The organism is Pseudooceanicola profundi (assembly GCF_050897955.1).
Lineage (GTDB): Bacteria > Pseudomonadota > Alphaproteobacteria > Rhodobacterales > Rhodobacteraceae > Pseudooceanicola.
Window position 1 is genome coordinate 3,032,640 of sequence record NZ_JBPAXZ010000001.1, and the last position, 24,355, is coordinate 3,056,994.

Sequence of the window (24,355 nt, forward strand, 5' to 3'; positions counted from 1 at the left end):
GTGCTATTTGTGGCAAAACAGTCGGAAAAAGACTGTGGCTCGGGCAGCACAGAGGGACGGAATGAAAGTCATCGGGATCGATCCGGGCCTGCGCAGCCTCGGCTGGGGCGTCATTTCCGTGGTGGGAAGTCGAATCACTCACATCGCAAACGGCCAGTGCCAGGGGGTGGGAGAGGCGATGGCGGACCGCCTGAATGCCCTGCATTCCGCCCTGACCGCCGTGTTTGCCGAACATGAACCGCAGGCCGCCGCCGTCGAACAGGTCTTCGTCAATACCAATGCCGCCGGTACGCTGAAGCTGGGGCAGGCGCGGGGCATCGCCCTGCTGGTGCCCGCCCAGGCCGGGCTGGAGGTGGGCGAATATGCCCCGAACACGATCAAGAAATCCGTCGTCGGCGTCGGCCATGCCACCAAGGATCAGGTGCAGCACATGGTGAAACTGCAACTCCCCGGCGTCCGCTTTGCCGGGCCCGACGCCGCCGATGCGCTGGCTATCGCCATCTGTCACGCCCATCACATGGGATCGGCCGCCGCCCTGACGCGCGCCGCAAAGGTGCGCGCATGATCGGCCGCGTCGCTGGCCGGATCGAGATGCGCGGCCCCGATCACGTGCTGATCGACGTGCGCGGCATCGGCTATATCGTCTTTGTCTCCGACCGGACGCTGATGGCCCTGCCGGGCAATGGCGAGGCGGCGGCGCTTTATACAGAGCTTGTGGTGCGCGAAGACCTGCTGCAGCTCTACGGCTTCCCCACCATGGTCGAAAAGGAATGGTTCCGCCTGCTGACCTCCGTTCAGGGGGTGGGGGCCAAGGGGGCGCTGGCGATACTCGGCGCGCTTGGGCCGGACGGGCTGAACCGCGCGATTGCCCTGGGCGATCAGGCCTCGGTCAAGGCCGCCAAGGGCATCGGCCCCAAGACCGCGCAGCGCATCGTGCTGGAACTGAAGGACAAGGCCCCCGCCGTCATGGCCATGGGGGGCACTGCGCCTGCCACGGCCACGGCCCCGGCAGAGCAGGACGAGGTGATCGAGACGACCGCGCGGACTGCCCCGCCGCCCGCCGCCCCCTCCGGCGCCGCGCAGGCAGAGGCGCTTTCGGCCCTGTCGAACCTCGGGTACAGTCCGTCCGAGGCCGCCGCGGCCGTGGCAGAGGCCGCCGGGGAAAGCCCGGAGGCCGACACCCCCGCTCTGATCCGCGCGGCGCTCAGGAAACTCGCTCCGAAGGACACCTGATAATGATTTCCGCCCGCACGTGGCAGTTACTGATTGCCGTTCCTTTTCTGACGCTTGGCGCATGGGCGTTGCTCTGGCCCACCTCTGTCCAATGGGTCGCCTTCCGGCCCGAGGTGCGGCTGGACGACCGCATCCTCGCGGTGGCGCTTGGCGCCTTCGGGGCGCAGGCCGTGCTCTGTTCCATCTTCATCCTCACATCCCGCTTCACGCGGTGGAGCTTTCTGGTCTACGGTCTGGCCCTGCTGCCTTTCTTCGTCTTCAACTACTGGTTCCTCTATATAGAGCCGCTGTTCACGGCAGGCATGGCGATCGACTTTGTCGCCAACCTGGCCATGCTGGGCTTCTGCGTCATGGGCTGGCGCGCCGCCCGTGCCGAAGGCATATAGTCTGGCAAGATGAGCTCCGACCCCACCCTCCGCCCCGACCGCCTGCCAGAGGATGCCGACGACACGCGCGCCCTTCGGCCACAGACGCTCGACGATTTCATCGGGCAGAAGGAGGCGCGGGCGAACCTCAGGGTCTTTATCCAGTCCGCCCGCCAGCGGGGGGAGGCGATGGATCACACGCTGTTCCACGGGCCGCCGGGCCTCGGCAAGACGACACTCGCGCAGATCATGGCACGCGAACTGGGGGTGAATTTCCGCATGACCTCCGGCCCGGTTCTGGCCAAGGCGGGCGATCTGGCGGCGATCCTGACGAACCTGGAGGCGCGCGATGTCCTCTTTATTGATGAGATCCACCGGCTGAACCCGGCGGTGGAAGAGGTGCTCTACCCCGCGCTGGAGGATTTCGAACTTGATCTGGTGATCGGCGAAGGCCCCGCCGCGCGCACGGTCCGGATCGAATTGCAGCCCTTCACGCTGGTCGGCGCCACGACGCGCCTCGGCCTGCTGACCACGCCGCTGCGCGACCGCTTTGGCATCCCGACCCGGCTTCAGTTCTATACCGAGGATGAACTGCACGACATAGTCACCCGCAACGCCCGCAAGATGGGCGCCCCCGCCGATGACGCCGGCGCGCGGGAGATCGCCCGCAGGGCACGTGGCACCCCCCGGATTGCCGGGCGGCTGCTGCGCCGGGTGGTCGATTTTGCCGTGGTCGAAGGCGACGGCACGATTACCCAGAAACTGGCGGACAATGCGCTGACCCGGCTGGGGGTCGATCAGCTTGGCCTCGACGGGGCGGATCGGCGCTACCTCAATATGATCGGCGTCGACTATCAGGGCGGGCCGGTGGGCATCGAAACCCTCTGTGCGGCCCTGTCCGAAAGCCGGGATGCCGTTGAAGAGGTGATCGAACCCTACCTGCTGCAACAGGCCCTGATCCAGCGCACCCCGCGCGGCCGGATGCTGGCCGCCAAGGGCTGGCGTCACATCGGGCTGGAACCGCCACGCGCCGCGGGGCAGGGGCAGCTTTTCGAATGACCCGCAGCCTGGACAACCTCCAGGCCCGCGCCGCCCGTGTCGGCACGCTATATGCGGAGGCATTCGGCATCGAAAGGGACGCGGCCTTCTACATCGGCAAGCTGACCGAGGAGACGGGGGAACTGGTCGCGGCACATCTCAAGCTGGCCGGTCTGGCCCGGACAGAGGGCGAAGACGATGCCACGCTGCGCCGCCAGCAGGAGGACGAAGCGGCCGATCTGTTTGGTTTCCTCTTGCTCTTCGCGGACTGGCAGGGCATCGACCTGGCCCAAGCTTTCGACCGAAAATGGGGCCGCTACCTTGACCGAGATGACACCGCCCGCCCCGGAAGAGATTGAGCGTCTTTTCACGCGCGAGGACGGGACTTTTCACTTCTCCAGATGGGGGCACCCGATTGTTCCGGTTATCTTCGGCGTGGAAGAGGCCAGCCTCCCGCCGCTGAAAGGCGCGATCGAGGCGGTCGTGCTGGCCGCAGGGCACCGCATGGCCGAGGTCGACCCGGAGCTGGGCACCAACCTCATGGTCTTTTTCCTGAAGGACTGGGAGGAGCTGACGGCGCTGGACAACCTCGACCGGCTGGTGCCTGAACTTGACGCCCTTGTCCCAAGGCTGATCGCGGCGGATGCCAGCCAGTACCGACTGTTCCGCTTTGATCAAAACGGCGCCATCCGTGCTGCCTTTGTCTTTCTGCGCATGACCGGCGATTTTGCCAGCCGCCCGGCGGAAGAGATCGGCCTGGAACTGGCGGTGAAAGCAATGCTCGACTGGTCTGTCGCCGCTTTCGCTCAGACCTCCCCTCTCGTTCAGGGGGGCGACGGCATCGCGCGTCTGCGGCCGGACATTTCCGCGGTCCTGCGCGCCGCCTATGATCCGGTCCTTCCGGACGATTCGCGCAACCCCGCAATTGCATTCCGGATTCTGGCCCGCGCCATGCGCAATTATGGCTGAAACATGTCCCCCTTTTCGGGCCGTGCACGTATAAGTTGCTTTCCTGCAAAGTCGTACCGTCTATTTTTGCAAGGATGGCAGTGAATGCAATGCAGCAAGGGCAATTGTTTGCTCTGCAAATACAGTGCCTCCGCATCACCCTGACGTTACGTGGCGTCAGTGAGCCATTCATCTGGCGCGCGTATGCGTCAAATTTTCCGTCCCGCCCGAAAGCTGCCAGATTGAAGAAGTATACATGCCGTGAAGAGGAATTTCAGACCCCCATTAAGGAGCATGGAGGGGTCCTGGTGTTAGGGTGGTACAATGGCGACGTATACAATTGCAGGCTACGATGCCTCCGATATCGTCATTCATTCGGGGTCCGACCCGTTTGAGGATGACCTCTCCGCCAATGGGTCTGCCAACGGCGCGATTTTCTCGGTCACGTCAGAACCCGACACCTTCACAATTACCGACAATGACGGCCTGTTCGACGATGGGGACGGCTCCCAGAATCTGGCCGAAAGCGTCACGCAGGACGGGACGACGCGGCCGGCAGGGGCGGACATCACGCCCGAATACTTCTACCTGGTGCGGCCTGTCGGCTCGACCGATCCGTCCGAATATTTCTATGTCTACGCCTATGACATGGATACCAGCGGTCGCGCCTCTGGTATTGTAACCGAACATCGTCTGAAGCCTGGGCAGCAGTATCAGGTGATCAACGAAGGGCCGACAAACGACCCCTCCGTCGCCTACAGCTCTCTCTATGTCTGTTTCACCGCGGGCACGCGCATTGCCACACCCTCCGGCACCCGTCTGGTGGAGGATCTGCGGCCGGGTGATCTTGTCCGCACGGCGGAGGGCAAATGCGTGCCTGTGCGCTGGACCGGCTACCGCGTCGTGAACCGGCTGGAAATGCATTATAACGACCGCTCCCGCCCGGTCCGGATTGCCGCCGGGGCGCTTGGCGACGGTCTGCCCGCACGGGATCTGATGGTCTCGCAGCAGCACCGGGTGATGCTGCGATCCAAGATCGTCGAAAAGGTCTGCGGCGTGCCGGAGGTGCTGATTGCCGCCAAACACCTGATTGGTCTGCCCGGGATCACGCTGGCCAACAACCTGCCCGAGGTCTGCTATATGCATCTGCTGGTCGATGCCCACCGGGTCCTGCTGGCCGAAGATGCCCCCTGCGAAAGCCTTTACGTGGGCCGCACTACACGGGACATCCTGACACAGGCGCAGTGGAAAGAGGTAAAGACCCTCATCGGCGACGTGCCATTCGTCAAAGGCCGCCCGCAGATGGACCCCGCCCGCCCGATGGTCGAGGGCAAGAAGGCCCGCAATCTCGTCAACCGTCACCGCAAGAACCAGCGCCGCCCGCTGGTCGACCCGGTGCAGGATACCGGCCCGATGCCCGAAACAAGGCGCGCCGCCTGAGCTTTCGCTTGCCCGGGAACGGGGCAGGGGGCATGGTCCGCCCGACCCCGCCGACCGATCCAGACGGACCCAAAATGACCCATCGATTTACCCTGCGCGTTTACTACGAGGATACCGACCTTGCCGGGATCGTCTATTACGCCAACTACCTGAAATTCATCGAACGCGCCCGCAGCGAATGGATCCGCTCCATTGGCGTGGATCAGCGGGAGATGAAGGCGGAAGAGGGGCTGGTCTTTGCCGTCCGCCGGGTCGAGGCCGACTATCTCCACCCCGCGAAATTCGACGATGAGCTGGTGGTGGAGACGGTGACAGAGACGGTGACCGGCGCCCGGATCATCCTGAAACAGGACGTTCTGCGGGACGGTGAGGTGCTGTTTTCCTCTCATGTCACCATCGTCTGCCTGACAGAGACCGGCCATCCCGCGCGGCTTCCGGCAAATATCCGCCTGCTGGTGCATTGACGCCTCAGCATTTCGGGCCGCTCTCAGCAATGTGTTGGCGTTGCGCCTTGCGATACTGTATGTAACCGGGCAACGAGGCTGCGACAGATCGGCCCGAACACTATTGCTGAAACCCCGGTTTCGAACGAGCAGGCATATGGAAGCAGAGACACTCGCCGCGGCGCAGGCCATGGATTTTTCCATGTGGGCCCTTTTTGCCCGCGCGACCTTTACCGTGAAACTTGTGATGCTGATGCTGATCGGCGCGTCCTTCTGGTCGTGGTCGATCATCGTGCAGAAGATCATCACCTACCGCGCCGCCCGGCGCGAGGCCAACCGTTTTGACCAGTCCTTCTGGTCCGGAGAGCCGCTGGACGAATTTTATCAGGCCATCGGGCCGGAGCCTTCGGGCCGCGCGCATCGCGTCTTTGCCGCCGGCATGACCGAATGGAACCGCTCGCAGCGCGAGGACGGCGGCATGATCGCGGGCGCACAGGCCCGCATCGACCGCTCCATGGACGTGGCCATCGCCAAGGAATCCGAGGGGCTGCAATCCGGCCTGAACGTTCTGGCCACCATCGGCTCTGCCGGCCCGTTCATCGGGCTCTTCGGCACGGTCTGGGGCATCATGCATGCCTTTGTGGGCATTGCCGAAAGCCAGAACACCTCTCTGGCCGTTGTCGCCCCGGGGATCGCCGAGGCGCTCCTGGCTACGGCGCTCGGGCTGATTGCCGCTATTCCCGCGGTCATCTTCTACAACAAACTGTCGGGTGATGCGGACCGGATCGTCGGCGGCTACGAGGCCTTTGCCGACGAGTTTTCCACAATCCTCAGCCGCCAGCTGGATGCCTGAGACATGGGCGCTGGCGTCATAGCAAAATCTGGCGGCGGGGGCCGCAGGGGCCGCCGTCACGGCGGTCGTGCCCGCCCCATGGCCGAAATCAACGTCACGCCCTTTGTGGACGTGATGCTGGTGCTGCTGATCATCTTCATGGTGGCCGCGCCGCTCATGACCGTGGGCGTGCCGGTGAAACTGCCGGAAACGGCGGCCACCTCCCTGCCGACTGATCAGGAGGAACCGCTGACCGTTACCGTCACCGCCGATGGCCTGATCACCATCCAGACGACGGAAACCGCGCGGGACGAGCTGATCCCCAAACTGCAGGCCATCGCGGCAGAGCGTGACAGCAACCGCATCTACCTGCGCGCTGACGGCTCCGTGCCGTATGAGACTGTCATGCAGGTCATGGGCGCCCTCAACCGGGGCGGTTTCACTAATATCGGTCTGGTGACCGACCCCGGCGGGCCCGGCATGGGCGCTGGCGCGGGCCCGGGCAACTGACGGGCGGCACATCGTGCACACAGGGCATATCATATCGGGGGCCGGCCATCTGGCCCTGTTCGCGTGGATGATCGTCGGTGGCTTCTCCCTGCCGGAGGAGCCACCGGTGGCCGTCACCGACGTGGACCTCGTCAGCCTTGAGGAATTCCAGGCCCTGACCACGGCCGACACTGCGCCGGGGGCCGATACGAATATCGAGGAGCTGCCCCAGCCCGCGCCCGCCAGTGACGCGCCCGAACTGGCCTCTGCCGCCGACAGCGCACCGGAACAGGCCCCGCCGCCGGAGGCTGCCGCGCCGCAGAGCGACCCCGCGCCCGAAAAACCTGAAATCGCCACGCCGCCCGCCGAGGTGACCGACAGCACGCCGGAAATCACCCCCCCGACGGAGGATGTGGCCGTCCTCGTGCCCGAAAAATCCGACGAGGCGCCGCGCGATATCAAACGCGTCGCCCCGCGCCCGGTGGAACGCCCCTCGCCGGAAGCGACGCCTGATGAGGTCGCCACGCCCAAATCCCTGCCCAGCCCCGAACCCGCGGAGCAGAAGCCCCCGCAGGAAGAGGAAAAGGCCCCCGAAGAGGCTACGACCAAGATCGTGACCGAGGCCGAAAAGGGTGACGGGCCGCCGAAATCCTCCAAACGCCCGCCGTCCTCCCGCCCCGTAGCCGTAGCCGAGGCGCCGAAGGAAGAGGCGAAGCCCGCCCCGAAACCGGCTGAAAAACCGGCAGAAAAGACGGCTGAGGCGCCCAAGGTCGACCCTGCCCAGAAGTCGGCCATCAACGACGCGCTGGAAAAGGCGCTGGCCGGGTCTACCTCGACCTCCGACAGTTCGACCCCGCCCGCCGGCCCCTCCGGACCGCCGCTCACCACCGGCGAGAAGGACGCGCTGCGCGTCGCCGTCTCGGCCTGCTGGAACACCGGCAGCCTGTCGACCGATGCGCTGCGCACCTCCGTCGTCGTGGGGGTCGAGATGAATGAGAATGCCACGCCTCGGATCGAAACGATCCGGATGATCTCCTCCTCCGGCGGATCGAACCAGGCGGCGCAGCAGGCTTTTGAGGCCGCCCGCCGCGCGATCATCCGCTGCGGGGCAAAAGGCTTTGGCCTGCCGGTCGACAAATTCGGCCAGTGGCGCGACATTGAAATGACGTTCGATCCAGAGAACATGCGGATTAAATGATGAACACCATGACCAGAACCCTCTCCGCCCTTGCGGCGCCCTTTCTGGCCGTCGCCCTGATGGCAGCCCCCCTGGCCACACCGGCCATGGCGCAGGATGGCCCGCTCAGGATCACCATCACCGAAGGCGTGATCGAACCGCTGCCCTTCGCCGTCCCGAATTTCGAGGCGGAGAATGGCGCGGCCGTCGACCTTGCCGCGAACCTGTCCCGCGTGGTCTCCGAAGACCTCTCCGGCACCGGGCTCTTCCGCGAAATCCCGGCCTCCGCCCACATCGGCCGGATCACCAGCTTTGCCAGCCCCGTGCAATATGCCGACTGGAAGGCGATCAACGCACAGGCGCTGATCACCGGCGCGGTCAACGTGCAGGGTGACAGGGTGACGGTGAAATTCCGGCTCTACGATGTCTTTTCCGGTCAGGAGATGGGCTCCGGCCTGCAATTCGCGGGCACCCAGGCGGGTTGGCGGCGCATGGCCCACAAGGTGGCCGATGCCGTCTATTCCCGTATCACCGGGGAGGGGCCCTATTTCGACAGCCGCGTTGTCTACGTGGCCGAGACGGGCCCCAAGGATGACCGCCGCAAGCGGCTGGCCATCATGGATTACGACGGCGCCAATGTGCAGTACCTGACCGACAGCGCCTCCATCGTGCTGGCGCCGCGTTTCTCGCCCAATGGCGACCGGGTGCTCTACACCAGTTACGAGACGGGCTTCCCCCGCATCTACGTGCTGGACGTGGCCAGCGTCGGCCGCCGCGCGCTGCCCTCCAGCGAAGGCGATATGACCTTCTCCCCCCGCTTCTCGCCCAACGGGCAGACCATCGTCTATTCGCTGACCCAGGGCGGCAATACCGACATCTATTCGATGGATATCAACTCCGGCCAGTCGACGCGGCTGACCTCCTCCCCCTCCATCGAGACCGCGCCCAGCTTCTCCCCCGACGGATCGCGCATCGTGTTCGAGAGCGACCGCTCCGGCAATCAGCAGCTCTACGTCATGCCCGCAGGCGGCGGAGAGCCCACGCGCATCAGCTTCGGGCAGGGCCGCTACGGCACGCCCGTCTGGTCGCCGCGTGGAGACCTCGTGGCCTTCACCAAGCAGAACAAGGGCCGTTTCCACATTGGCGTCATGCGCCTCGACGGGTCGGAGGAGCGTCTGCTGACCGCCTCTTTCCTCGATGAGGGCCCGACCTGGTCGCCCAATGGACGCGTGATCATGTTCACCCGCGAAACCCAGGGCGCCGCCGGCGCCTCGGCCCTTTATTCCGTCGATATCACCGGCCGGAACCTGAAACAGGTCCGGACCGAAGGGGCAGCCTCCGACCCGTCCTGGTCGCCACTGCAGAACTGACCCCGCACTTCACTCTCCGCAGTCCCGTGGTAGGATGCGGCAACCATGAACGAGGCATCTGAATGAAACTCTTCCCCCGCGCGATCCTTCTGATCTCCGCACTGGCGCTGGCCGCCTGTTCGCAGAACGAGCGCTTTGACAATGACGTGGCTCTTGGCGCCGGTGCCGGCGCTGGTGCAGGCGGCGTGATCCCCGGGTCGGCCAATGACCCGGCCTCTCCGCTCTATTTCCAGTCCGCCGTGGGTGACCGCGTGCTCTTCTCCGTCGACCAGTCGACCCTGACGCCGGAAGCACGCCAGACCCTGAACGGCCAGGCGCAGTGGCTGAACACCAACACCGACTATATCGCCACAATCGAAGGCCATGCCGATGAACAGGGCACGCGGGAATACAACCTCGCGCTAGGCGCACGTCGTGCCAATGCCGCCCGCGAATACCTGATCACCCAGGGCGTTGCGGGCTCCCGCCTGAAAACCGTCTCCTATGGCAAGGAACGCCCGATCGAGGTCTGCTCGGTCGAAAGCTGCTATGCCAAGAACCGCCGCGCCGTCACCGTTCTGGCGGCAGGCGGCCTGAGCTGATCCGGAGCATCGCATGACCCTGCGCCCCCTCCTTCTCGCCGTGTTCATGGCCCTGCCTGTCGCAGGCTGGGCCCAGTCCAACGACCAGACCCTCGCCGATATCCGGCAGGAGCTGACCGTGCTGAACGTGGAAATCCAGAAGCTGAAACGCGAACTCTCCACCTCCGGCAATGCCGGGGGCGTGACGGTGGGCGGGTCGGTCCTGGAACGTATGGACCAGCTGGAGGCGGAGGCGCAGCGGCTCACCGCCCGGACGGAGCAGATGCAGAATCGCATCAATGCCATCGTCGCCGATGGCACCAACCGGATCGGCGATCTGGAGTTCCGTCTGGTGGAGCTTGAGGGCGGTGACCTCTCCAAGCTCGGCGAAACCTCGACGCTGGGCGGCGAAATGCCGGAAGGCGCGACCGCCGTTGCGACGCCTCCGCCTGCGACGGGGGGCGCCTCGACGGGGGGCACATCCATCGACGGCATGGAGCTGGCCGTCGCCGAAAAGGCCGATTTCGAAGCCGCCAAAGCGATGCTCGACGGCGGGGACGCCGCCGGTGCCATCACCGCCTTTGAGAATTTCGTGAAGACCTACCCCGGGTCGCCACTGCAACCGCTGGCAGATCTTGCCCGTGGTCAGGCGCTGGAACAGCAGGGAGAGATCACCAAGGCCGCCCGCGCCTATCTCGCCTCCTTCTCCGCCGCACCCGACGGGCCGGTGGCGGCCTCTGCGCTTTTCAATCTCGGCAAGGGGCTTGGTCAGCTGGGCCAGACGGCCGAGGCCTGCACGACGCTGGGCGAGGTCGCGAACCGCTTCCCCGGCGCGCCCGAAGTTGCCGAAGCTCAGGCGCAGCGCGCGACACTCGGCTGTTCATGACAAAATCCGAGGGCCTCAGGCAGGCTCTGACCGAAACCCTCGGGCAGGGGGCCGGGGTCCTCGGTGTTGCCGTCTCCGGCGGATCGGACAGCCTTGCGCTGATGGTGCTGCTGCATGATCTGGGCCGCGAGCTGCACGTTGTGACCGTCGACCATGGCCTGCGATCCGAAGCCGCGGAGGAGGCCGCGATGGTGGCAGACCTCGCGGCAAAACTTGGTCATCCCCATACCACGCTGCACTGGACCGACTGGGACGGCAGCGGCAACCTGCAGGATATGGCCCGGCGCGCCCGCTATGCCCTGCTGGCGGACTGGGGCGCGGAGGCAGGGATCTACCGCATCGCGCTGGCCCATACCGCAGACGATCAGGCGGAAACGCTGCTGATGCGCATGGCGCGGGAGGCGGGCGTCGACGGGCTCTCGGCCATGCGGCGCAGCTGGGTGCAGAACGGCGTGACCTTCCTGCGCCCCGCTATGGATTTCCGCCGTGCCGAGCTGCAGGCGCTTCTGATGCGGCGCGGCATCGAATGGGCCGAGGACCCCTCGAACGCCGACCCCCGCTATGACCGCGTCCGCATGCGCCGCGCGCTGGAACAGCTGGAGCCCGAGGGGCTGACGGTGGAGGCGTTGTCGGCCGTCGCCGCCAACCTGTCAGACGCCCGTGCCGCACTCGCCCGTTACGCGCAGGACGCCGCGCGGGACCATGTCACGCTCGACCGGGGCGATGTGCTGATCCCCGTCGCGGCCCTGCGCGACCTGCCGCCGGAAATCGCCCGCAGGCTGGTGCAGGCGGCGCTCGGCTGGGTGTCGGGGGCCGAATACCCGGCCCGCCGTCAGCCTCTCTCGGTCATCCTCGACGGGTTGGAAAATGGTGCGACACAGCCGCTCTCGGGCTGCCTTGTGACCGTACGTCGCGGCATTCTGCGGGTCACCCGTGAATATGCCGCCGTGGCGCGACAGGTCGCCGGGCCCGCCAAAATCTGGGACAGACGCTGGCGGCTGAGCGGACCGGCGAAAGATGGCCTGCAAATCCGGGCGACCGGAGAGGAGGGGCTAACCCACTGCCCCGACTGGAGAAACGCCGATCTTCCCCGGACCAGCCTCATCGCCGCTCCTGCCCTGTGGGACGACACCGCGCTTGTCAGCGCACCGCTCGCTGGATTCCACAACGGATTCAGCGCAAGATTGATGCGGGATGATAAGGACTTTTACGCAGCGTTCGCGATACATTGAACCCTGCGGCATGATACTTATTTAATGTCCTGACGCGCTGTGATAGGCGCTGCCTATCCCCTATCGGAGGAGACGTTTCCTTGGGCAACGCGAGACAATTCGCTTTCTGGGTCGTTCTGCTGCTGCTGATCGTGGCACTGTTCAACCTGTTCAGCGGCACCGGCAGCACGCTGCAGAGCCGCGAAATCGCTTATTCCGAATTCATCCGGAACGTAGAGGCTGGCAATGTCAGCTCCGTGACACTGGATGGAGAACAGGTTCGCTATCGCGGCACCGACGGTCAGGATTACGTGACCATCAAGCCCGATGATGCAGAGCTGACGAACACGCTGATCGCCAACAACATCCCCGTCTCGGCCAAGAGCCAGGAAGAGTCGGGATTCCAGGCCTTCATCGTCTCGCTGCTGCCGATCCTGTTGCTGATCGGGGTCTGGATTTACTTCATGAACCGCATGCAGGGCGGTGGGAAGGGCGGGGCCATGGGCTTCGGCAAATCCCGCGCCAAGCTGCTGACGGAAAAGCATGGCCGCGTCACCTTTGACGATGTCGCCGGCATCGACGAGGCCAAGGAAGAGCTGGAGGAGATTGTCGAATTCCTCCGCAATCCGCAGAAATTCTCCCGCCTCGGCGGCAAGATCCCCAAAGGCGCGCTGCTGGTGGGCCCTCCGGGTACCGGTAAGACGCTGCTCGCCCGCGCTATTGCAGGCGAGGCTGGCGTGCCTTTCTTCACCATCTCCGGCTCTGACTTTGTCGAGATGTTCGTGGGTGTCGGCGCCTCCCGTGTCCGCGACATGTTCGAACAGGCCAAGAAAAACGCGCCCTGTATCGTCTTCATCGACGAGATCGACGCCGTCGGCCGCCATCGTGGCGCAGGCTACGGCGGTGGCAATGACGAACGCGAACAGACGCTGAACCAGCTGCTGGTCGAAATGGACGGGTTCGAGGCCAACGAGGGTGTGATCATCCTCGCCGCCACCAACCGCCGTGACGTTCTGGACCCCGCGCTGCTGCGTCCCGGCCGTTTCGACCGTCAGGTCACCGTGCCCAACCCCGATATCAAGGGCCGCGAGAAAATCCTCGGCGTGCATGCCCGCAAGACCCCGCTGGGCCCCGATGTGGACCTGCGGATCATTGCCCGCGGCACCCCCGGCTTCTCTGGTGCGGATCTGTCGAACCTCGTGAACGAGGCCGCGCTGATGGCTGCCCGTGTCGGCCGCCGTTTCGTGACCATGGTCGATTTCGAAAACGCCAAGGACAAGGTCATGATGGGCGCGGAGCGTCGCAGCATGGTCCTGACACCGGAGCAGAAGGAAAAGACTGCCTATCACGAGGCAGGCCATGCCGTGGTCGGCCTGACCCTGCCGAAATGTGACCCGGTCTATAAGGCGACGATCATCCCGCGCGGCGGCGCGCTTGGCATGGTTGTCTCCCTGCCGGAAATCGACCGTCTGAACTGGCACAAATCCGAATGTGAGCAAAAGCTTGCAATGACGATGGCCGGCAAGGCGGCCGAGATCATGAAATACGGCGATGACGAGGTCTCGAACGGCCCGGCCGGCGATATCCAGCAGGCCTCGGCGCTGGCCCGTGCCATGGTTCTCCGCTGGGGCATGTCCGACAAGGTCGGTAACGTCGATTACGAACAGGCCCACGAAGGCTATAACGGCAATGGCGCCGGTGGCTTCTCGATCTCCGCTCATACGAAAGAGCTGATCGAGGAAGAGGTGAAGCGCATGATCGACAATGCCTACACCCATGCCTACCAGATCCTGACCGATCACAAGGATGCCTGGGAACGTCTGGCTCAGGGCCTTCTGGAATACGAGACCCTGACCGGCGACGAGATCAAGCGCGTCATGAACGGCGAGCCGCCCCATTCCAGCGAGGATGAGGATAACGATGCGGGCTCCGCCCCCTCCGTCGCGGCGATCCCCAAGACCAAGCCGCGCTCCAAGCCCGGCTCCGGCGGGATGGAACCGGAACCGACCGCCTGATCGGATCAAATTCACAAGGGCCGGAGCATCGCTCCGGCCCTTGTCGTTTCAGCCAGGGCGGGTGTAGTATGCGGCGGTATACAATGAAGTGAGGCCAAGATGTCTGACTGGAATCCTGCCCATTACGCCCAATTTTCCGATGTCCGCATGCGCCCGGCGCTCGACCTTCTGGCCCGTGTGCCCGATCTGCCGCCCGGTGCCGTGATCGACCTTGGCTGTGGCAATGGTTCCATCGGTCCGGCGCTGAAACAACGGTTTGACAGGCGAGACCGGATGGGGGTCGATAATTCCCCGGCCATGCTGACCGCCGCCATGGGCACCGGCGCCTATACGGCAACGATGAACGCCAATATCAACACATGGGATCCCGAAACCCCGCCGGCGCTGATCTATTCCAACGCCGCGCTGCACTGGCTGCCCGATCTCGCCAGTCTTTTGCCGCGTCTGGCCGGCAAGATCACGCCCGGCGGCACGCTGGCCGTGCAGGTTCCGCATCAGAACGGCGCGCCGTCGCACCGGCTCTGGCTCGATCTCGTCCAGACCCATTTCCCCGGCCGGTTCGACCCGGCCAAGGCCCCCGGCATCCCTGAAACGGTTGAGTTCTTTGATATCCTGAACGATCTCGGTACCCTGTCGCTGTGGGAAACGGAATACTACCAGCACCTTCCGGCGCAAACGCAGGGCCACCCGGTCAGGCAGTTCACCTCCTCCACCTTCGCGCGGCCCGTGCTGGACGTGCTGGCCGAAGATGAACAGACCTTCATCACCACGATCTACGACGAAGCCGTCAGCGCCGCCTATCCGCTGCGCCCCGATGGCACCGCCCTGTTCCCATTCCGCCGGCTCTTCTTTACGCTCACGCTGCCCACTTAAGATCCGGAGCCCGCATGCCTGCCCTCAAGCTCACCGAATACACCTGCCGCATCGCCTGGCTGGGCCGTGTCGCCGACCGCGACGCCGCTTTGGCCTCCGCCCCGGTCGAAACGCTCGCCGCCGGGTTCGACGGCCCCGAGGGCGAGGCGCATGGCGGCATCAACCGCCCCTCCTGCAGCCGGGTCATGCATCTGCACCCGCGCGATACCGAGATTCGCAATGTTCGTCAGTTCTCCGTCCTGTCGATGGAGGACCTGGCCGCGATCGCGAAGAATATGGAGATTGACGCCCTGCCGCCCGAATGGGTCGGCGCCACCATGGCGGTTGAGGGCCTGCCGGACTTCACCCATCTGCCGCCCTCGTCGCGCCTCCAGGGGCCGGACGGGGTGACGCTGGTCGTCGACATGGAAAATCGCCCCTGCCAGCTGCCCGCCCGCGTGATCGAAGACCATCTGCCCGGCAAGGGCAAGCTCTTCAAATCCGCCGCCGACGGGCGCCGGGGTGTGACTGCCTGGGTCGAACGGGAAGGGGTGCTGAAACTCGGGGACACCCTGCGCCTTGCCATCCCCGATCAGCCCGTCTGGGCCGAACTGGCCCGCGCCTGACACCTGTCAAAACCTTAAGCCCATAAAAAAACCGCCGGGGGAGGGAAACCCCGGCGGTCTACTCGTAAGTCGGAAAAGTCAGGCCAGAAGCAGCACTGCAGCCAGAAGGGTCAGGGCAAAACTTCCGTGAAAAACAAGCGTGGCAGCTTTCATAATTCAATCTCCTTGGCTATGGCGGGCAGTCGCCATTGTCACTGTGATCTTGCTTGGTTAACGAACGCTGAACAGGCCCGGTTCCATGACTTGCAAAAAATCTCGGACTGGTCTTTGGCCGTGATTCTCACGCGCCTGGCCGTTTCTGGCAGCGATAGGTCGCAATCGCTGCCGCGCGGCCTGTCTGCTGGTACTAACGGTGGCCCTGCGGCAGCACGCTGCCTTTCCCGCCCCGGCCGCCCATGCTAGAGCGCCGGCAAGACCCCATGACGGCTCCGAAGGAGAGAGTGAATGAGCGCAGAGATCCTCGACGGCAAGGCCTTCGCTGCCACCATCCGCGGCAAGGTGGCGGAGCATGTCGCCCGGCTGAAGGCCGACCATGGCGTCACCCCCGGTCTGGCCGTCGTGCTGGTGGGCGAGGACCCGGCCAGCCAGGTCTATGTCCGCAACAAGGGCATCGCCACGCTTGAGGCCGGCATGAACAGCTATGAGCACAAGCTGCCCGCCGATGTGCCGGAAGACGAGCTCTACGCCCTGATCGATCGTCTGAACGCCGCCCCGGGTGTGCACGGCATCCTTGTCCAGTTCCCGGTGCCCGGCCACCTGTCCGAACGCGATATCGTCGCCCGGATCGACCCGGCCAAGGATGTCGACGGGCTGTCGGTGATCAACGCGGGCCTGCTGGCCTCCGGTCAGAACGCCATGGCCTCCTGTACGCCGCTCGGCTGCCTGATGCTGCTGCGCGCGACGCTGGGTGACCTCTCGGGCAAGGATGCGGTGGTGATCGGCCGGTCGAACCTCGTGGGCAAGCCGATGGCCCAGCTCCTGCTGCGTGACAGCTGCACCGTGACCATCGCCCATTCCCGCACGAAGGATCTGGCCGAAACCGTCCGCCGCGCCGATATCGTCGTGGCTGCCGTGGGGCGTGCGCAGATGGTGCCCGGCGATTGGATCAAATCCGGCGCCTGCGTCATCGACGTCGGCATCAACCGCATTCCCGCGCCCGAGAAGGGAGCGGGAAAAACCCGCCTCGTCGGCGATCTCGATTTCGACAGCGTCAAAGAGGTTGCGGGCTATGTCTCCCCGGTGCCGGGCGGCGTCGGCCCCCTGACCATCGCCTGCCTGCTGGCCAATACCGTGACCGCGGCCTCCCGTATCCATGACCTGGCCGAGCCGGAAGGGCTGACCGCCTAAACCGGCACCATCGTCCCCTGCAGGATCGCCACCTCCCGGCGTACAGAACCCGTGACGGCCTCCACCACGGCCGTCACCACGACCAGCCGGCGCCCCGGTTTCACCACGCGCCCCGTGGCGATCAGATAGTCGCCGGAGGCCGCGGCGATCAGGTTGATCTTGATCTCCGCCGTCACGACCTCCGCCCCCTCCGCCATCGTGGTCAGGGCTGAATACCCGGCCGCCGTATCGCCAAGGGCAAAGCTCAGCGCCGCATGCGCCACACCGGTATGCTGACGCACCGCATCGGTGATCGGCGCCCGGATCTTCACCTCGCCCGGCACAACACTGGCCAGCTCAGCCCCCAGCGTCCGCATCATCGGCTGTTTGTCGAAACTCGCCCGGATCCGCGCCTCCAGCGCCCCCGCCTCTCCATCCATACCGGCCCCCTCCATGAACCCGCCCACCCTATGCGGCAGCGCGGCGCAAAGTCTAGCGCGGCATCGGCAGGGCCACCGGCCGCGCCCCGGTCAGGATCGCCACCGCCCGCGGACCCATCAGCCCCGAGAGCACCGGGTCCGAGCATCGCAGCCCCCCGGTATAGGCGCCATAGGCCGGCAGGATCAGCCGCACGCCATCACACAGGAAACAGGGCCGCGCCACACCGCGTAATCCGGCCTTGGGGTGGTAATGGCCCGACACCTCCCCCCGCGCCCCCGCCTCAGCAATATGACGAAAGACCAGCGGCCCCGCCGCCAGCTCCTCCAGATGCGTCCCGCCCAGCTCCACCGGGCCCGGGTCGTGGTTGCCCTCGATCCAGACCCAGCGGCGCCCGGCCTGCATCCGCCCGATCCGCCCCGTCACCTCCGGCGCCAGCCCCCGCGCCGCCAGCAGATCGTCGAAACTGTCGCCCAGGCAGACCACCACCTCCGGGCCCATCTGGTCCAGATCGTCCTCCAGCCGCCCCAGCGTCTCCGCCACCTCATAGGGCGGCACCAGCGCCCCGGTGCGCCGTGCGATCCGCTCCGACTTGCCCAGATGCAGATCCGACACCACCAGCATCCGCCGCTCCGGCCACCAGAGCGCACCGGACCCCATCGCCTCCAGCGCCGCCCCGCAAAGCTGCACGGACACCCCCAGACTCACGCCGCCCCCTCCTTTTTCTTGCCCCAAATATCCCGGGGAGCGCGAGGGGCAGCGCCCCTCGTTCCCGCACCTGCCACCGGCGCAACACTCATGCCAGCCCCGCCGCGACCATCATCCGGTCCGCCTCTTCCGCCACCAGCCGGTCCTGACCCGCCCCCTCGATCCGCACCTTGCCCACCTCCAGAAACAGCGGCGCCGCCAAAGGTGTCACCCGGTCCAGCCGCAGCACATCGATCCGGTCACCAACCCGGGCCAGCATCTCCTCGATCCGGCCAAAATCCACCAGCCCGCGCATCGCCTCCTCTCGCGTGATGTCCAGCAGCAGGTGATCGGGGTCGTATTTCATCAGCGTGTCATAGAGGATGTCCGACGAAAATGTCGCCTGCCGCCCGGTCTTCTTGGCCTGCGGCGTATTGCGATAGATCAGACCGGCCACATGCGCCGAATTGCGGAAGGTCCGCTTCATCACCGCATTGCCCGCCAGCCAACGGTCCAGCCCCTCATGCAGCGCCTCCGGATCCAGCAGCGGCACCGGATCGACCACCGCCTCCAGCCCCCAGATCAGCGTCGCATAATCCGACGCGACAAAGCCCAGCGGGTCATATCCCAGCTCCTCCATCCGCTTGGTCAGGATCAGCCCCAGCGTCTGCTGCGCATTCCGCCCGGCAAACCCATAGAGACAGAGGTTCTCCCGATTGTCGAAGGGAAAGCTCTCGACCAGCAGGCGGCCTTCGCGGGGCAGGGCAGAGATCTCCCGCTGCAGGCCCAGCCACTCGGCCGTATGGCGTGGCAGCTCCGGCCAGCTCTCCTGCCCGAACATCCTGAGCATCCTTTGCGACAGCTGAGTAGAGGTGGCGAATTTCGTGCCCGCAAAGGTCGCGATCTTGGGCTTCTTCGCGGCCGAGCGCGTCACCTCGATCGACATCTCCTTGAGGCTCTCGTACCGTACGATCCGCCCGCCGATCAGGAAGGTATCGCCGGGGTTCAGCTGCGACGCAAAGGCCTCCTCCACCTCGCCCAGGGGCCGCCCGCCGCCGTGCTTCATCCGCACCTTCAGCTTGTCGGTATCGACGATGGTGCCGAGGTTCATCCGGATGATCTGCGTCGCGCGCGGGTCGCGCAGATGCCAGCGCCCCTCCGCATCCTGCATCAGTCTTTGCCAGCGGTCATAGGCCCGCAGCGCATAGCCGCCGGTGGCGCAGAAATCGAGGCAGGCGTCGAACTGCGCCCGGCTCAGCGCGGCATAGGCCCCCGCCGTCACCACCTCTGCATAGAGCTCATCCGCCACAAAAGGCCCGGCACAGGCCCGCGCCAGAATATGCTGGCAGAGCACGTCGCGCGGCCCCGGTCCGCGCTTGTCGCCGTCAAGCTCATGCGCCTTCACCGCTTCCAGTGCCGCCACGCATTCCACCACTTCGAACCGGTTTGCAGGCACCAGCAGCGCCTTTGACGGGGCGTTGTAACGGTGATTGGCCCGCCCGATCCGCTGCACCAGCCGCTTCACGTTCTTGGGAGCGCCCACCTGGATCACCAGATCGACATCCCCCCAGTCGATGCCAAGGTCGAGCGATCCGGTACAGACCACGGCCCGCAGCCGCCCCTCCACCATCGCCTTTTCCACCCGTTCCCGCTGCACCCGGTCGAGCGATCCATGGTGGATGCCAATCGGCAGCCCCTCGTCATTGGCGAGCCAGAGGTTGTGAAAGAAGATCTCCGCCTGCGCCCGCGTATTGTGGAAGATCAGCGTGATCCTGTGGCGCTTCACCTGCTCCAGCACGGCGGGGATGGCGTACTTCCCGCCGCCGCCGGACCAGGGCGGGCGCTCCTCCGTCTCCAGCATGGCGATATCGGGGTCGGGGCCGGGATCGGCATGCAGGATCTCGCAGGGCTCGGGCGCGGGGGCCAGCAGATGCGCGATCTCCCCCGGGTCCTCCACCGTGGCCGACAGGCCGACGCGCCGCAATCCGGGGCACATCGCCTGCAACCGCGTCAGCGCCAGCCAGAGCTGGTCGCCACGTTTGCTTTCCGACAGCGCATGGATCTCGTCGACCACCACCCGTTTCAGCCCGGCAAAGGTCCGCGCTGCATCCTCGTAGGAACACATCAGCGCCAGAGATTCAGGCGTCGTCAGCAGGATATGCGGCGGATCGGCGCGCTGCCGTTTCTTGCGGGAGGACGGCGTGTCGCCCGTGCGGTCCTCCACCCGGATGGGCAGGCCCATCTCCTCCACCGGCGTCATCAGGTTGCGCCGGATATCCGACGCCAGCGCCTTCAGCGGCGAGATATAGAGCGTATGCAGCCCCTCATGCCCACCCTCGGCCAGATCGGCCAGAGTCGGCAGAAACCCTGCCAATGTCTTGCCGCCCCCCGTCGGCGCGATCAGCAGGAGCGAGGCCGCATCCGCCCGCACCAGCATCTCCGCCTGATGCGGATGCAGGGACCAGCCGCGGGCAGCGAACCAGTCGCGGAATCGGGGGGGCAAGGTGGACATAACGGGAACATAGGGCGCAACGCCCGGCTTGGCGACGCCAATTTCGCAGACCCGCCCCTGCGCAGGCGCAGCTCAGTCCAGATAGGGGGCGAGGTCCTTGCGCAGCTCCGCGATCTCTGCCCGAAACTTTGTCGTGCCGGTTGCGTCGACCTCATCCTGCCACTTGGTGAACCGGCGGAGCAGGGGGGTAAAGATCTCCATCTCCTCCTCCGTCCAGTCCGACAGGAAGGACCCGAGGATCAGGTACTTGATGTTCCGCACGGCAGAGATCACGGCATTGCCCTTCTCCGACAGCGTCACGATGGTCCGCCGCGCATCAAGCTGGCTGACCGCCCGTTCGGCATAGCCTTCGGCAATCAGCTCCGTCACCAGCCGCGAGGCGCGGGACGGGTCGATCCCCAGCCGGGCCGCGATGGTGGCCACCATCGTCTCATCCTCGCCCGCGCCCTTGAACTCGTTCGAGGGTGCCCAGATCGCGATCATCACATCAAGCTTGGGCATGTCGAGTTTCAGTCCCAGCTCTCTCACAGCCATGATCCCCAGCTCGCGCCTTTGGACACGGCGCCGCCAGGCTTGCAGCATCGCATCAAGTTCCAGCGCATGATCGATCGTGTCCGGAGACACCCCGAATCCATCCAGAACCGCCTTCATCTCGTCGTCGCGCTTGCCTATGGCTCTGACCTTTCCGGGAAATTACGTGCTATTGACATGTATCTGCCTTCAGCACATATATGACAGCAACCCAACCGGTTTCAAACCAAGATTTCGTGCAGGCCCGCGGCATTTCGACGGCCCGGTTTCAAAGGTCTAATATGCAGCAGAATTCAGAGATCGGGACCGACCCGATCACCGATTTTCCATCGATCGACAGTCAGCGGCTGCGGGTGATCCTGATCACCGTGGCCACGACGCTTTTTCTGGCCTCGACCGGCAATACCATCGTCACGACGGCACTGCCCAAGATCGTCAGCGATCTGGGCGGGCTGGCCTATATCTCCTGGGTGGTGACGGCCTATCTGCTGGCCTCTACCGTGGGCGCGCCGATCGCGGGCAAGCTGGGCGATATGTATGGCCGCAAGGTGGTGCTGCAATTTGCCATCGGGGTTTTCCTGCTGGGCGGCGTGATCTGCGGCGTGGCCGGGTCGATGTGGCTGCTGGTGGCCGGGCGCTTTGTGCAGGGCATGGGGGGCGGCGCGCTGATCGTCGTGTCGATGGCGGTGGTCGCGGACGTGCTGCCGCCGCGCGAACGGGCGCGGGCGCAGGGGACCCTGTCCAGCGTCTTCGGCCTGTCCACGGTGCTGGGCCCGCTGATCGGCGGTTTCCTGGTACAGACCGTCAGCTGGCACTGGATCTTCTTCGTGAACTTCCCCATCGGCGTCGCGGCCTTTGTCATCCTGACCCGCACCCTGCCGTCGCGCACCGATCACACCCCGCACAAGATGGACTATATGGGCGCGGCGCTACTGATGATCCTGCTGTCCTCCTGCGTGCTGGTGGCCAATGTGGCGGGCACGATCTTCTCCTGGACCTCGCTGCCGGTGCTGTTCCTGCTGATCCTCGTGCCCATGGCGCTGGTCGGCTTCATCACCGCGGAGCGTCGCGCGAAAGAGCCGGTCATGCCGCTGATCCTCTTCGGCATCCGCAATTTCCAGGCCGCCAACTGCATGAACTTCCTTGTCGGCATGGCCATGTTCGGCACCATCGCTTTCATGCCGCTCTTCCTGCAGATCGTGAAACATGTCGACCCGATCCGGTCGGGCCTCTACCTCGTTGCGATGATGCTGGGCCTGATCGGTACGTCCTTTCTGGGCGGTAGGTTCATGCGCTCCACCGGGCGCTACAAGATCCTGCCCAATGTCTCTACGGCCATGCTGGCGGTGGCAATGCTGCTGCTGACCACGCTGACGGCGCATACGCCGCTCTGGATTATTCCGATCATGCTGCTTTTCGTGGGGATCGGCATCGGCCCGACGATGTCTGTGGGCATCGTGTCGATCCAGACGTCGATCCCGCGCGAACATCTGGGCGTGGGCACGGCCAGTGCCAATATGTTCCGGCTGATCGGCGGCTCCATCGGCACCTCGGTCTTCGGGGCCATCTTCACGCTGGGGCTGCATGAGCATGTCGCGCCGCTGCTACCGCAGGTGAAGGAAATCCGCGCCCTGACCGGCGATATGGTCGAGGCGCTGGACCCCGCCCTGCAACAGCAGGTGCTGGAGGGCTTTGCCTCTGCCCTGTCGCCTGTCTTTTTCGTGGGGGCGGCGGTGGCGGCCGTGGCCTGCCTTGCCTCCCTGCGTCTGATCGAGATGCCGCTTGGCGGCCCGGCCCCGGCCGGTCGTCCGGCAGCTGCGCAGCAGCCGGCGGAATAATCCGCCGACCTGCCGGCCTTATTTCGTGATTTCTTCGTGTTTGACGAACATGTTCGACCAGGCCCGGTCGATCAGTTCCGGCGTCATCTGGTAGGGGATGCCCTCGAATTCGCAGATGGAGATCATCTGGTCGATCAGGAAGACCGGCTGGTAATTCGCATAGACATTGCCGATGGTCGGATATTTCTTTTTCAGAAGATGAACGAGCGACGCCTCGTCCAGCGGCATCTTCTTCTTGCGGGCGACCAGGGCGAAAATCTTCAGGAAATTCTCCTGGGTCGGTCCGTCGATCTTGATCTTGAAGAAGATCCGGCGCAGCGCAGCCTGATCGAAAATCTCGTTCGGGTGGTAGTTGGTCGAAAAGATCACCAGTGTGTCGAAGGGCACTTCGAACTTCTCGCCGGACTGCAGCGCGAGGATATCCTTGCCCTCTTCCAGCGGCACGATCCAGCGGTTGATCAGGCTCTGCGGCGGTTCGGCCTGACGGCCAAGGTCGTCGACGATGAAGACGCCGCCAGTGGCCTTCATCTGCAGCGGCGCCTGATAGGTCCGGGCCACCGGGTTGTAATTGAGGTCGAGCATCGACAGCGTCAGCTCACCCCCGGTAATCACCGTGGGGCGTTCGCAGCGGACGTAGCGGTCGTCGAACCGGTTTCCGGCGCGACGCAGCGAATTCGGATCGTCATATTGTTCCTCGGCCGCGGAATGCACGATCGGGTCGTAGACGGTGATGACCTGGCCGGAATATTCCACCGCGCGGGGCACATAAATCTTGTCGCCAAGCGCATCCCGTATCCCGTTGGAAATGGAGGATTTCCCGTTCCCCGGTGGCCCATACATCAGGATCGACCGGCCGGAACTGACAGCGGGCCCGAGGTTTGAGATCAGGTCATCCGGCAGCACCAGATGCCCCATGGAGGCGGTCAGCTGCGAGCGGGTGATCTGAATATCGCGGATCGACTGACGCCGGATCTGCTGATGATAAATATGCAGCGGCACCGGCATCGCGCCGTAATATTCGGACTGGGCCAGCGCATCCAGCGCCCGCGCCTTGCCGTTATCGGTCAGCTGATAGCCCATTTCCTTGTCACCGGTGGCCTTCAGCGTTCCCATCGCCTCGATCAGGAGCTGATCGCGGGCAAGATCGATCAGTTCCTGCACGACATTCGGCGGAAGGCTGATCGCGGCCGAGATCTTGGAGATCTTGTCCACGCTCTTGCGGAACATGGTCTTAATGAGAATGTCCCGCGCCATAACAATGGGCAGTTCAAGCTCTTCCAATGAACGGGGCGGCGGCGGGGCGACCACCGCCGTCGAAACCTGCATATTCATGTGCTTCTGCTCATCTGCTTCTTTTCAATCATGGCGTGTGGCCGTCCGCCGCCATGGTTTTTGTTGTCCGACGTTGTCTACGCCGCGGTTGGTACACAAAACGACAACGAGACCGGCCATTGCCATCGCTATCGCAAAAATATTCAACGTTTTAGGCGGAATTATGACCTTTGGGAGAAGCCTGTTGGCCGTCTGCGACCATCTGT

Annotated in this window: 25 protein-coding genes; 20 read left to right on the top strand and 5 right to left on the bottom strand. The window is 64.9% G+C overall.

Going from position 1 to position 24,355, the window contains the following annotated elements:
- The first annotated feature begins 61 nt into the window (after nt 1–61).
- The 19 genes from ruvC to folD all read left to right on the top strand — a co-directional run bounded on the left by ruvC (nt 62) and on the right by folD (nt 16,832).
- Nucleotides 62–565, top strand: a complete 504-nt coding sequence (gene ruvC / locus ACRARG_RS15350) for a crossover junction endodeoxyribonuclease RuvC (protein ID WP_432690888.1) — start codon at nt 62–64, stop codon at nt 563–565.
- The gene (gene ruvA / locus ACRARG_RS15355; protein WP_432690889.1) at nt 562–1,233 is read left to right on the top strand and encodes a Holliday junction branch migration protein RuvA; all 672 of its coding nucleotides are present in this window, start codon (nt 562–564) and stop codon (nt 1,231–1,233) included. Before ruvC ends, ruvA begins: the two co-directional genes overlap by 4 nt.
- Before the next feature lie 2 nt (nt 1,234–1,235).
- The gene (locus ACRARG_RS15360) at nt 1,236–1,619 is read left to right on the top strand and encodes a hypothetical protein (protein WP_432690890.1); all 384 of its coding nucleotides are present in this window, start codon (nt 1,236–1,238) and stop codon (nt 1,617–1,619) included.
- A gap of 9 nt (nt 1,620–1,628) precedes the next feature.
- Nucleotides 1,629–2,657 (top strand): Holliday junction branch migration DNA helicase RuvB, encoded by a 1,029-nt coding sequence (gene ruvB / locus ACRARG_RS15365; RefSeq protein ID WP_432690891.1) that lies wholly within the window; start codon nt 1,629–1,631, stop codon nt 2,655–2,657.
- Nucleotides 2,654–2,995, top strand: coding sequence for a nucleoside triphosphate pyrophosphohydrolase family protein (locus ACRARG_RS15370; RefSeq protein WP_432690892.1), 342 nt, complete (start codon nt 2,654–2,656; stop codon nt 2,993–2,995). Before ruvB ends, ACRARG_RS15370 begins: the two co-directional genes overlap by 4 nt.
- Nucleotides 2,967–3,605 carry a hypothetical protein gene (locus tag ACRARG_RS15375; protein WP_432690893.1) on the top strand — a complete coding sequence of 213 codons (639 nt, stop codon included), beginning with the start codon at nt 2,967–2,969 and terminating at the stop codon, nt 3,603–3,605. The genes ACRARG_RS15370 and ACRARG_RS15375 overlap by 29 nt, the downstream gene beginning before the upstream one ends.
- Nucleotides 3,606–3,908: 303 nt before the next feature.
- Nucleotides 3,909–5,024, top strand: coding sequence for a Hint domain-containing protein (locus tag ACRARG_RS15380; RefSeq protein WP_432690894.1), 1,116 nt, complete (start codon nt 3,909–3,911; stop codon nt 5,022–5,024).
- A gap of 74 nt (nt 5,025–5,098) precedes the next feature.
- On the top strand, nt 5,099–5,488 hold the full coding sequence (ybgC, locus tag ACRARG_RS15385; protein ID WP_432690895.1) for a tol-pal system-associated acyl-CoA thioesterase: 390 nt from the start codon (nt 5,099–5,101) through the stop codon (nt 5,486–5,488).
- 136 nt (nt 5,489–5,624) lie between these two features.
- The gene (gene tolQ, locus ACRARG_RS15390; RefSeq protein ID WP_432690896.1) at nt 5,625–6,320 is read left to right on the top strand and encodes a protein TolQ; all 696 of its coding nucleotides are present in this window, start codon (nt 5,625–5,627) and stop codon (nt 6,318–6,320) included.
- A 3-nt stretch (nt 6,321–6,323) separates the two neighbouring features.
- A complete protein-coding gene (gene tolR / locus ACRARG_RS15395; RefSeq protein WP_432690897.1) occupies nt 6,324–6,809 on the top strand; it encodes a protein TolR in 486 nt (161 codons plus the stop codon).
- Between the two features lie 13 nt (nt 6,810–6,822).
- Complete coding sequence (gene tolA / locus ACRARG_RS15400) at nt 6,823–7,986, top strand: cell envelope integrity protein TolA (RefSeq protein WP_432690898.1); 1,164 nt, start codon at nt 6,823–6,825, stop codon at nt 7,984–7,986.
- Nucleotides 7,987–7,994: 8 nt separating this feature from the next.
- On the top strand, nt 7,995–9,335 hold the full coding sequence (gene tolB / locus ACRARG_RS15405; RefSeq protein WP_432690899.1) for a Tol-Pal system beta propeller repeat protein TolB: 1,341 nt from the start codon (nt 7,995–7,997) through the stop codon (nt 9,333–9,335).
- 62 nt (nt 9,336–9,397) lie between these two features.
- Nucleotides 9,398–9,916: a peptidoglycan-associated lipoprotein Pal gene (gene pal / locus ACRARG_RS15410; RefSeq protein ID WP_432690900.1), complete on the top strand. Its 519-nt coding sequence runs from the start codon at nt 9,398–9,400 to the stop codon at nt 9,914–9,916.
- A 13-nt stretch (nt 9,917–9,929) separates the two neighbouring features.
- On the top strand, nt 9,930–10,781 hold the full coding sequence (ybgF, locus tag ACRARG_RS15415; protein ID WP_432690901.1) for a tol-pal system protein YbgF: 852 nt from the start codon (nt 9,930–9,932) through the stop codon (nt 10,779–10,781).
- The gene (gene tilS / locus ACRARG_RS15420) at nt 10,778–12,013 is read left to right on the top strand and encodes a tRNA lysidine(34) synthetase TilS (protein ID WP_432690902.1); all 1,236 of its coding nucleotides are present in this window, start codon (nt 10,778–10,780) and stop codon (nt 12,011–12,013) included. The genes ybgF and tilS overlap by 4 nt, the downstream gene beginning before the upstream one ends.
- 80 nt (nt 12,014–12,093) lie before the next feature.
- Nucleotides 12,094–14,007: an ATP-dependent zinc metalloprotease FtsH gene (ftsH, locus tag ACRARG_RS15425; RefSeq protein WP_432690903.1), complete on the top strand. Its 1,914-nt coding sequence runs from the start codon at nt 12,094–12,096 to the stop codon at nt 14,005–14,007.
- A 99-nt stretch (nt 14,008–14,106) separates the two neighbouring features.
- Entirely contained in the window at nt 14,107–14,880 is a 774-nt protein-coding gene (locus ACRARG_RS15430) for a methyltransferase domain-containing protein (RefSeq protein ID WP_432690904.1), read from the top strand.
- A 14-nt stretch (nt 14,881–14,894) separates the two neighbouring features.
- Entirely contained in the window at nt 14,895–15,485 is a 591-nt protein-coding gene (locus tag ACRARG_RS15435; protein WP_432690905.1) for an MOSC domain-containing protein, read from the top strand.
- A 444-nt stretch (nt 15,486–15,929) separates the two neighbouring features.
- Complete coding sequence (folD, locus tag ACRARG_RS15440) at nt 15,930–16,832, top strand: bifunctional methylenetetrahydrofolate dehydrogenase/methenyltetrahydrofolate cyclohydrolase FolD (RefSeq protein ID WP_432690906.1); 903 nt, start codon at nt 15,930–15,932, stop codon at nt 16,830–16,832.
- Here folD and ACRARG_RS15445 read toward each other — a convergent pair.
- The 4 genes from ACRARG_RS15445 to ACRARG_RS15460 all read right to left on the bottom strand — a co-directional run bounded on the left by ACRARG_RS15445 (nt 16,829) and on the right by ACRARG_RS15460 (nt 21,099).
- Nucleotides 16,829–17,251 carry a PaaI family thioesterase gene (locus ACRARG_RS15445; RefSeq protein ID WP_432690907.1) on the bottom strand — a complete coding sequence of 141 codons (423 nt, stop codon included), beginning with the start codon at nt 17,249–17,251 and terminating at the stop codon, nt 16,829–16,831. The two genes, folD and ACRARG_RS15445, sit on opposite strands and share 4 nt — an antisense overlap.
- A 52-nt stretch (nt 17,252–17,303) precedes the next feature.
- Complete coding sequence (gene pdeM, locus ACRARG_RS15450) at nt 17,304–17,957, bottom strand: ligase-associated DNA damage response endonuclease PdeM (RefSeq protein ID WP_432690908.1); 654 nt, start codon at nt 17,955–17,957, stop codon at nt 17,304–17,306.
- An 88-nt stretch (nt 17,958–18,045) separates the two neighbouring features.
- Entirely contained in the window at nt 18,046–20,448 is a 2,403-nt protein-coding gene (locus ACRARG_RS15455) for a ligase-associated DNA damage response DEXH box helicase (protein WP_432690909.1), read from the bottom strand.
- A 72-nt stretch (nt 20,449–20,520) separates the two neighbouring features.
- Nucleotides 20,521–21,099 carry a MarR family winged helix-turn-helix transcriptional regulator gene (locus tag ACRARG_RS15460; RefSeq protein ID WP_432690910.1) on the bottom strand — a complete coding sequence of 193 codons (579 nt, stop codon included), beginning with the start codon at nt 21,097–21,099 and terminating at the stop codon, nt 20,521–20,523.
- A 161-nt stretch (nt 21,100–21,260) separates the two neighbouring features.
- On the opposite strand from ACRARG_RS15460, the gene ACRARG_RS15465 reads away from it, so the two are divergent.
- Nucleotides 21,261–22,817, top strand: coding sequence for an MDR family MFS transporter (locus tag ACRARG_RS15465; protein WP_432690911.1), 1,557 nt, complete (start codon nt 21,261–21,263; stop codon nt 22,815–22,817).
- 18 nt (nt 22,818–22,835) lie between these two features.
- Here ACRARG_RS15465 and ACRARG_RS15470 read toward each other — a convergent pair whose 3' ends face one another.
- Nucleotides 22,836–24,149 carry a DUF8689 domain-containing protein gene (locus ACRARG_RS15470; protein ID WP_432690912.1) on the bottom strand — a complete coding sequence of 438 codons (1,314 nt, stop codon included), beginning with the start codon at nt 24,147–24,149 and terminating at the stop codon, nt 22,836–22,838.
- Nucleotides 24,150–24,355 lie beyond the last annotated feature (206 nt).

Excerpts from the sequence above, each read along its gene's own strand:
- ruvC (WP_432690888.1), top strand. The coding sequence starts at position 62 with ATGAAAGTCATCGGGATCGATCCGGGCCTGCGCAGCCTCGGCTGGGGC.
- ruvA (WP_432690889.1), top strand. The coding sequence starts at position 562 with ATGATCGGCCGCGTCGCTGGCCGGATCGAGATGCGCGGCCCCGATCAC.
- ACRARG_RS15360 (WP_432690890.1), top strand. The coding sequence starts at position 1,236 with ATGATTTCCGCCCGCACGTGGCAGTTACTGATTGCCGTTCCTTTTCTG.
- ruvB (WP_432690891.1), top strand. The coding sequence starts at position 1,629 with ATGAGCTCCGACCCCACCCTCCGCCCCGACCGCCTGCCAGAGGATGCC.
- ACRARG_RS15370 (WP_432690892.1), top strand. The coding sequence starts at position 2,654 with ATGACCCGCAGCCTGGACAACCTCCAGGCCCGCGCCGCCCGTGTCGGC.
- ACRARG_RS15375 (WP_432690893.1), top strand. The coding sequence starts at position 2,967 with ATGACACCGCCCGCCCCGGAAGAGATTGAGCGTCTTTTCACGCGCGAG.
- ACRARG_RS15380 (WP_432690894.1), top strand. The coding sequence starts at position 3,909 with ATGGCGACGTATACAATTGCAGGCTACGATGCCTCCGATATCGTCATT.
- ybgC (WP_432690895.1), top strand. The coding sequence starts at position 5,099 with ATGACCCATCGATTTACCCTGCGCGTTTACTACGAGGATACCGACCTT.
- tolQ (WP_432690896.1), top strand. The coding sequence starts at position 5,625 with ATGGAAGCAGAGACACTCGCCGCGGCGCAGGCCATGGATTTTTCCATG.
- tolR (WP_432690897.1), top strand. The coding sequence starts at position 6,324 with ATGGGCGCTGGCGTCATAGCAAAATCTGGCGGCGGGGGCCGCAGGGGC.
- tolB (WP_432690899.1), top strand. The coding sequence starts at position 7,995 with ATGACCAGAACCCTCTCCGCCCTTGCGGCGCCCTTTCTGGCCGTCGCC.
- pal (WP_432690900.1), top strand. The coding sequence starts at position 9,398 with ATGAAACTCTTCCCCCGCGCGATCCTTCTGATCTCCGCACTGGCGCTG.
- ybgF (WP_432690901.1), top strand. The coding sequence starts at position 9,930 with ATGACCCTGCGCCCCCTCCTTCTCGCCGTGTTCATGGCCCTGCCTGTC.
- tilS (WP_432690902.1), top strand. The coding sequence starts at position 10,778 with ATGACAAAATCCGAGGGCCTCAGGCAGGCTCTGACCGAAACCCTCGGG.
- ACRARG_RS15430 (WP_432690904.1), top strand. The coding sequence starts at position 14,107 with ATGTCTGACTGGAATCCTGCCCATTACGCCCAATTTTCCGATGTCCGC.
- ACRARG_RS15435 (WP_432690905.1), top strand. The coding sequence starts at position 14,895 with ATGCCTGCCCTCAAGCTCACCGAATACACCTGCCGCATCGCCTGGCTG.
- folD (WP_432690906.1), top strand. The coding sequence starts at position 15,930 with ATGAGCGCAGAGATCCTCGACGGCAAGGCCTTCGCTGCCACCATCCGC.
- ACRARG_RS15445 (WP_432690907.1), bottom strand. The coding sequence starts at position 17,251 with ATGGATGGAGAGGCGGGGGCGCTGGAGGCGCGGATCCGGGCGAGTTTC.
- ACRARG_RS15455 (WP_432690909.1), bottom strand. The coding sequence starts at position 20,448 with ATGTCCACCTTGCCCCCCCGATTCCGCGACTGGTTCGCTGCCCGCGGC.
- ACRARG_RS15460 (WP_432690910.1), bottom strand. The coding sequence starts at position 21,099 with ATGAAGGCGGTTCTGGATGGATTCGGGGTGTCTCCGGACACGATCGAT.
- ACRARG_RS15465 (WP_432690911.1), top strand. The coding sequence starts at position 21,261 with ATGCAGCAGAATTCAGAGATCGGGACCGACCCGATCACCGATTTTCCA.
- ACRARG_RS15470 (WP_432690912.1), bottom strand. The coding sequence starts at position 24,149 with ATGAATATGCAGGTTTCGACGGCGGTGGTCGCCCCGCCGCCGCCCCGT.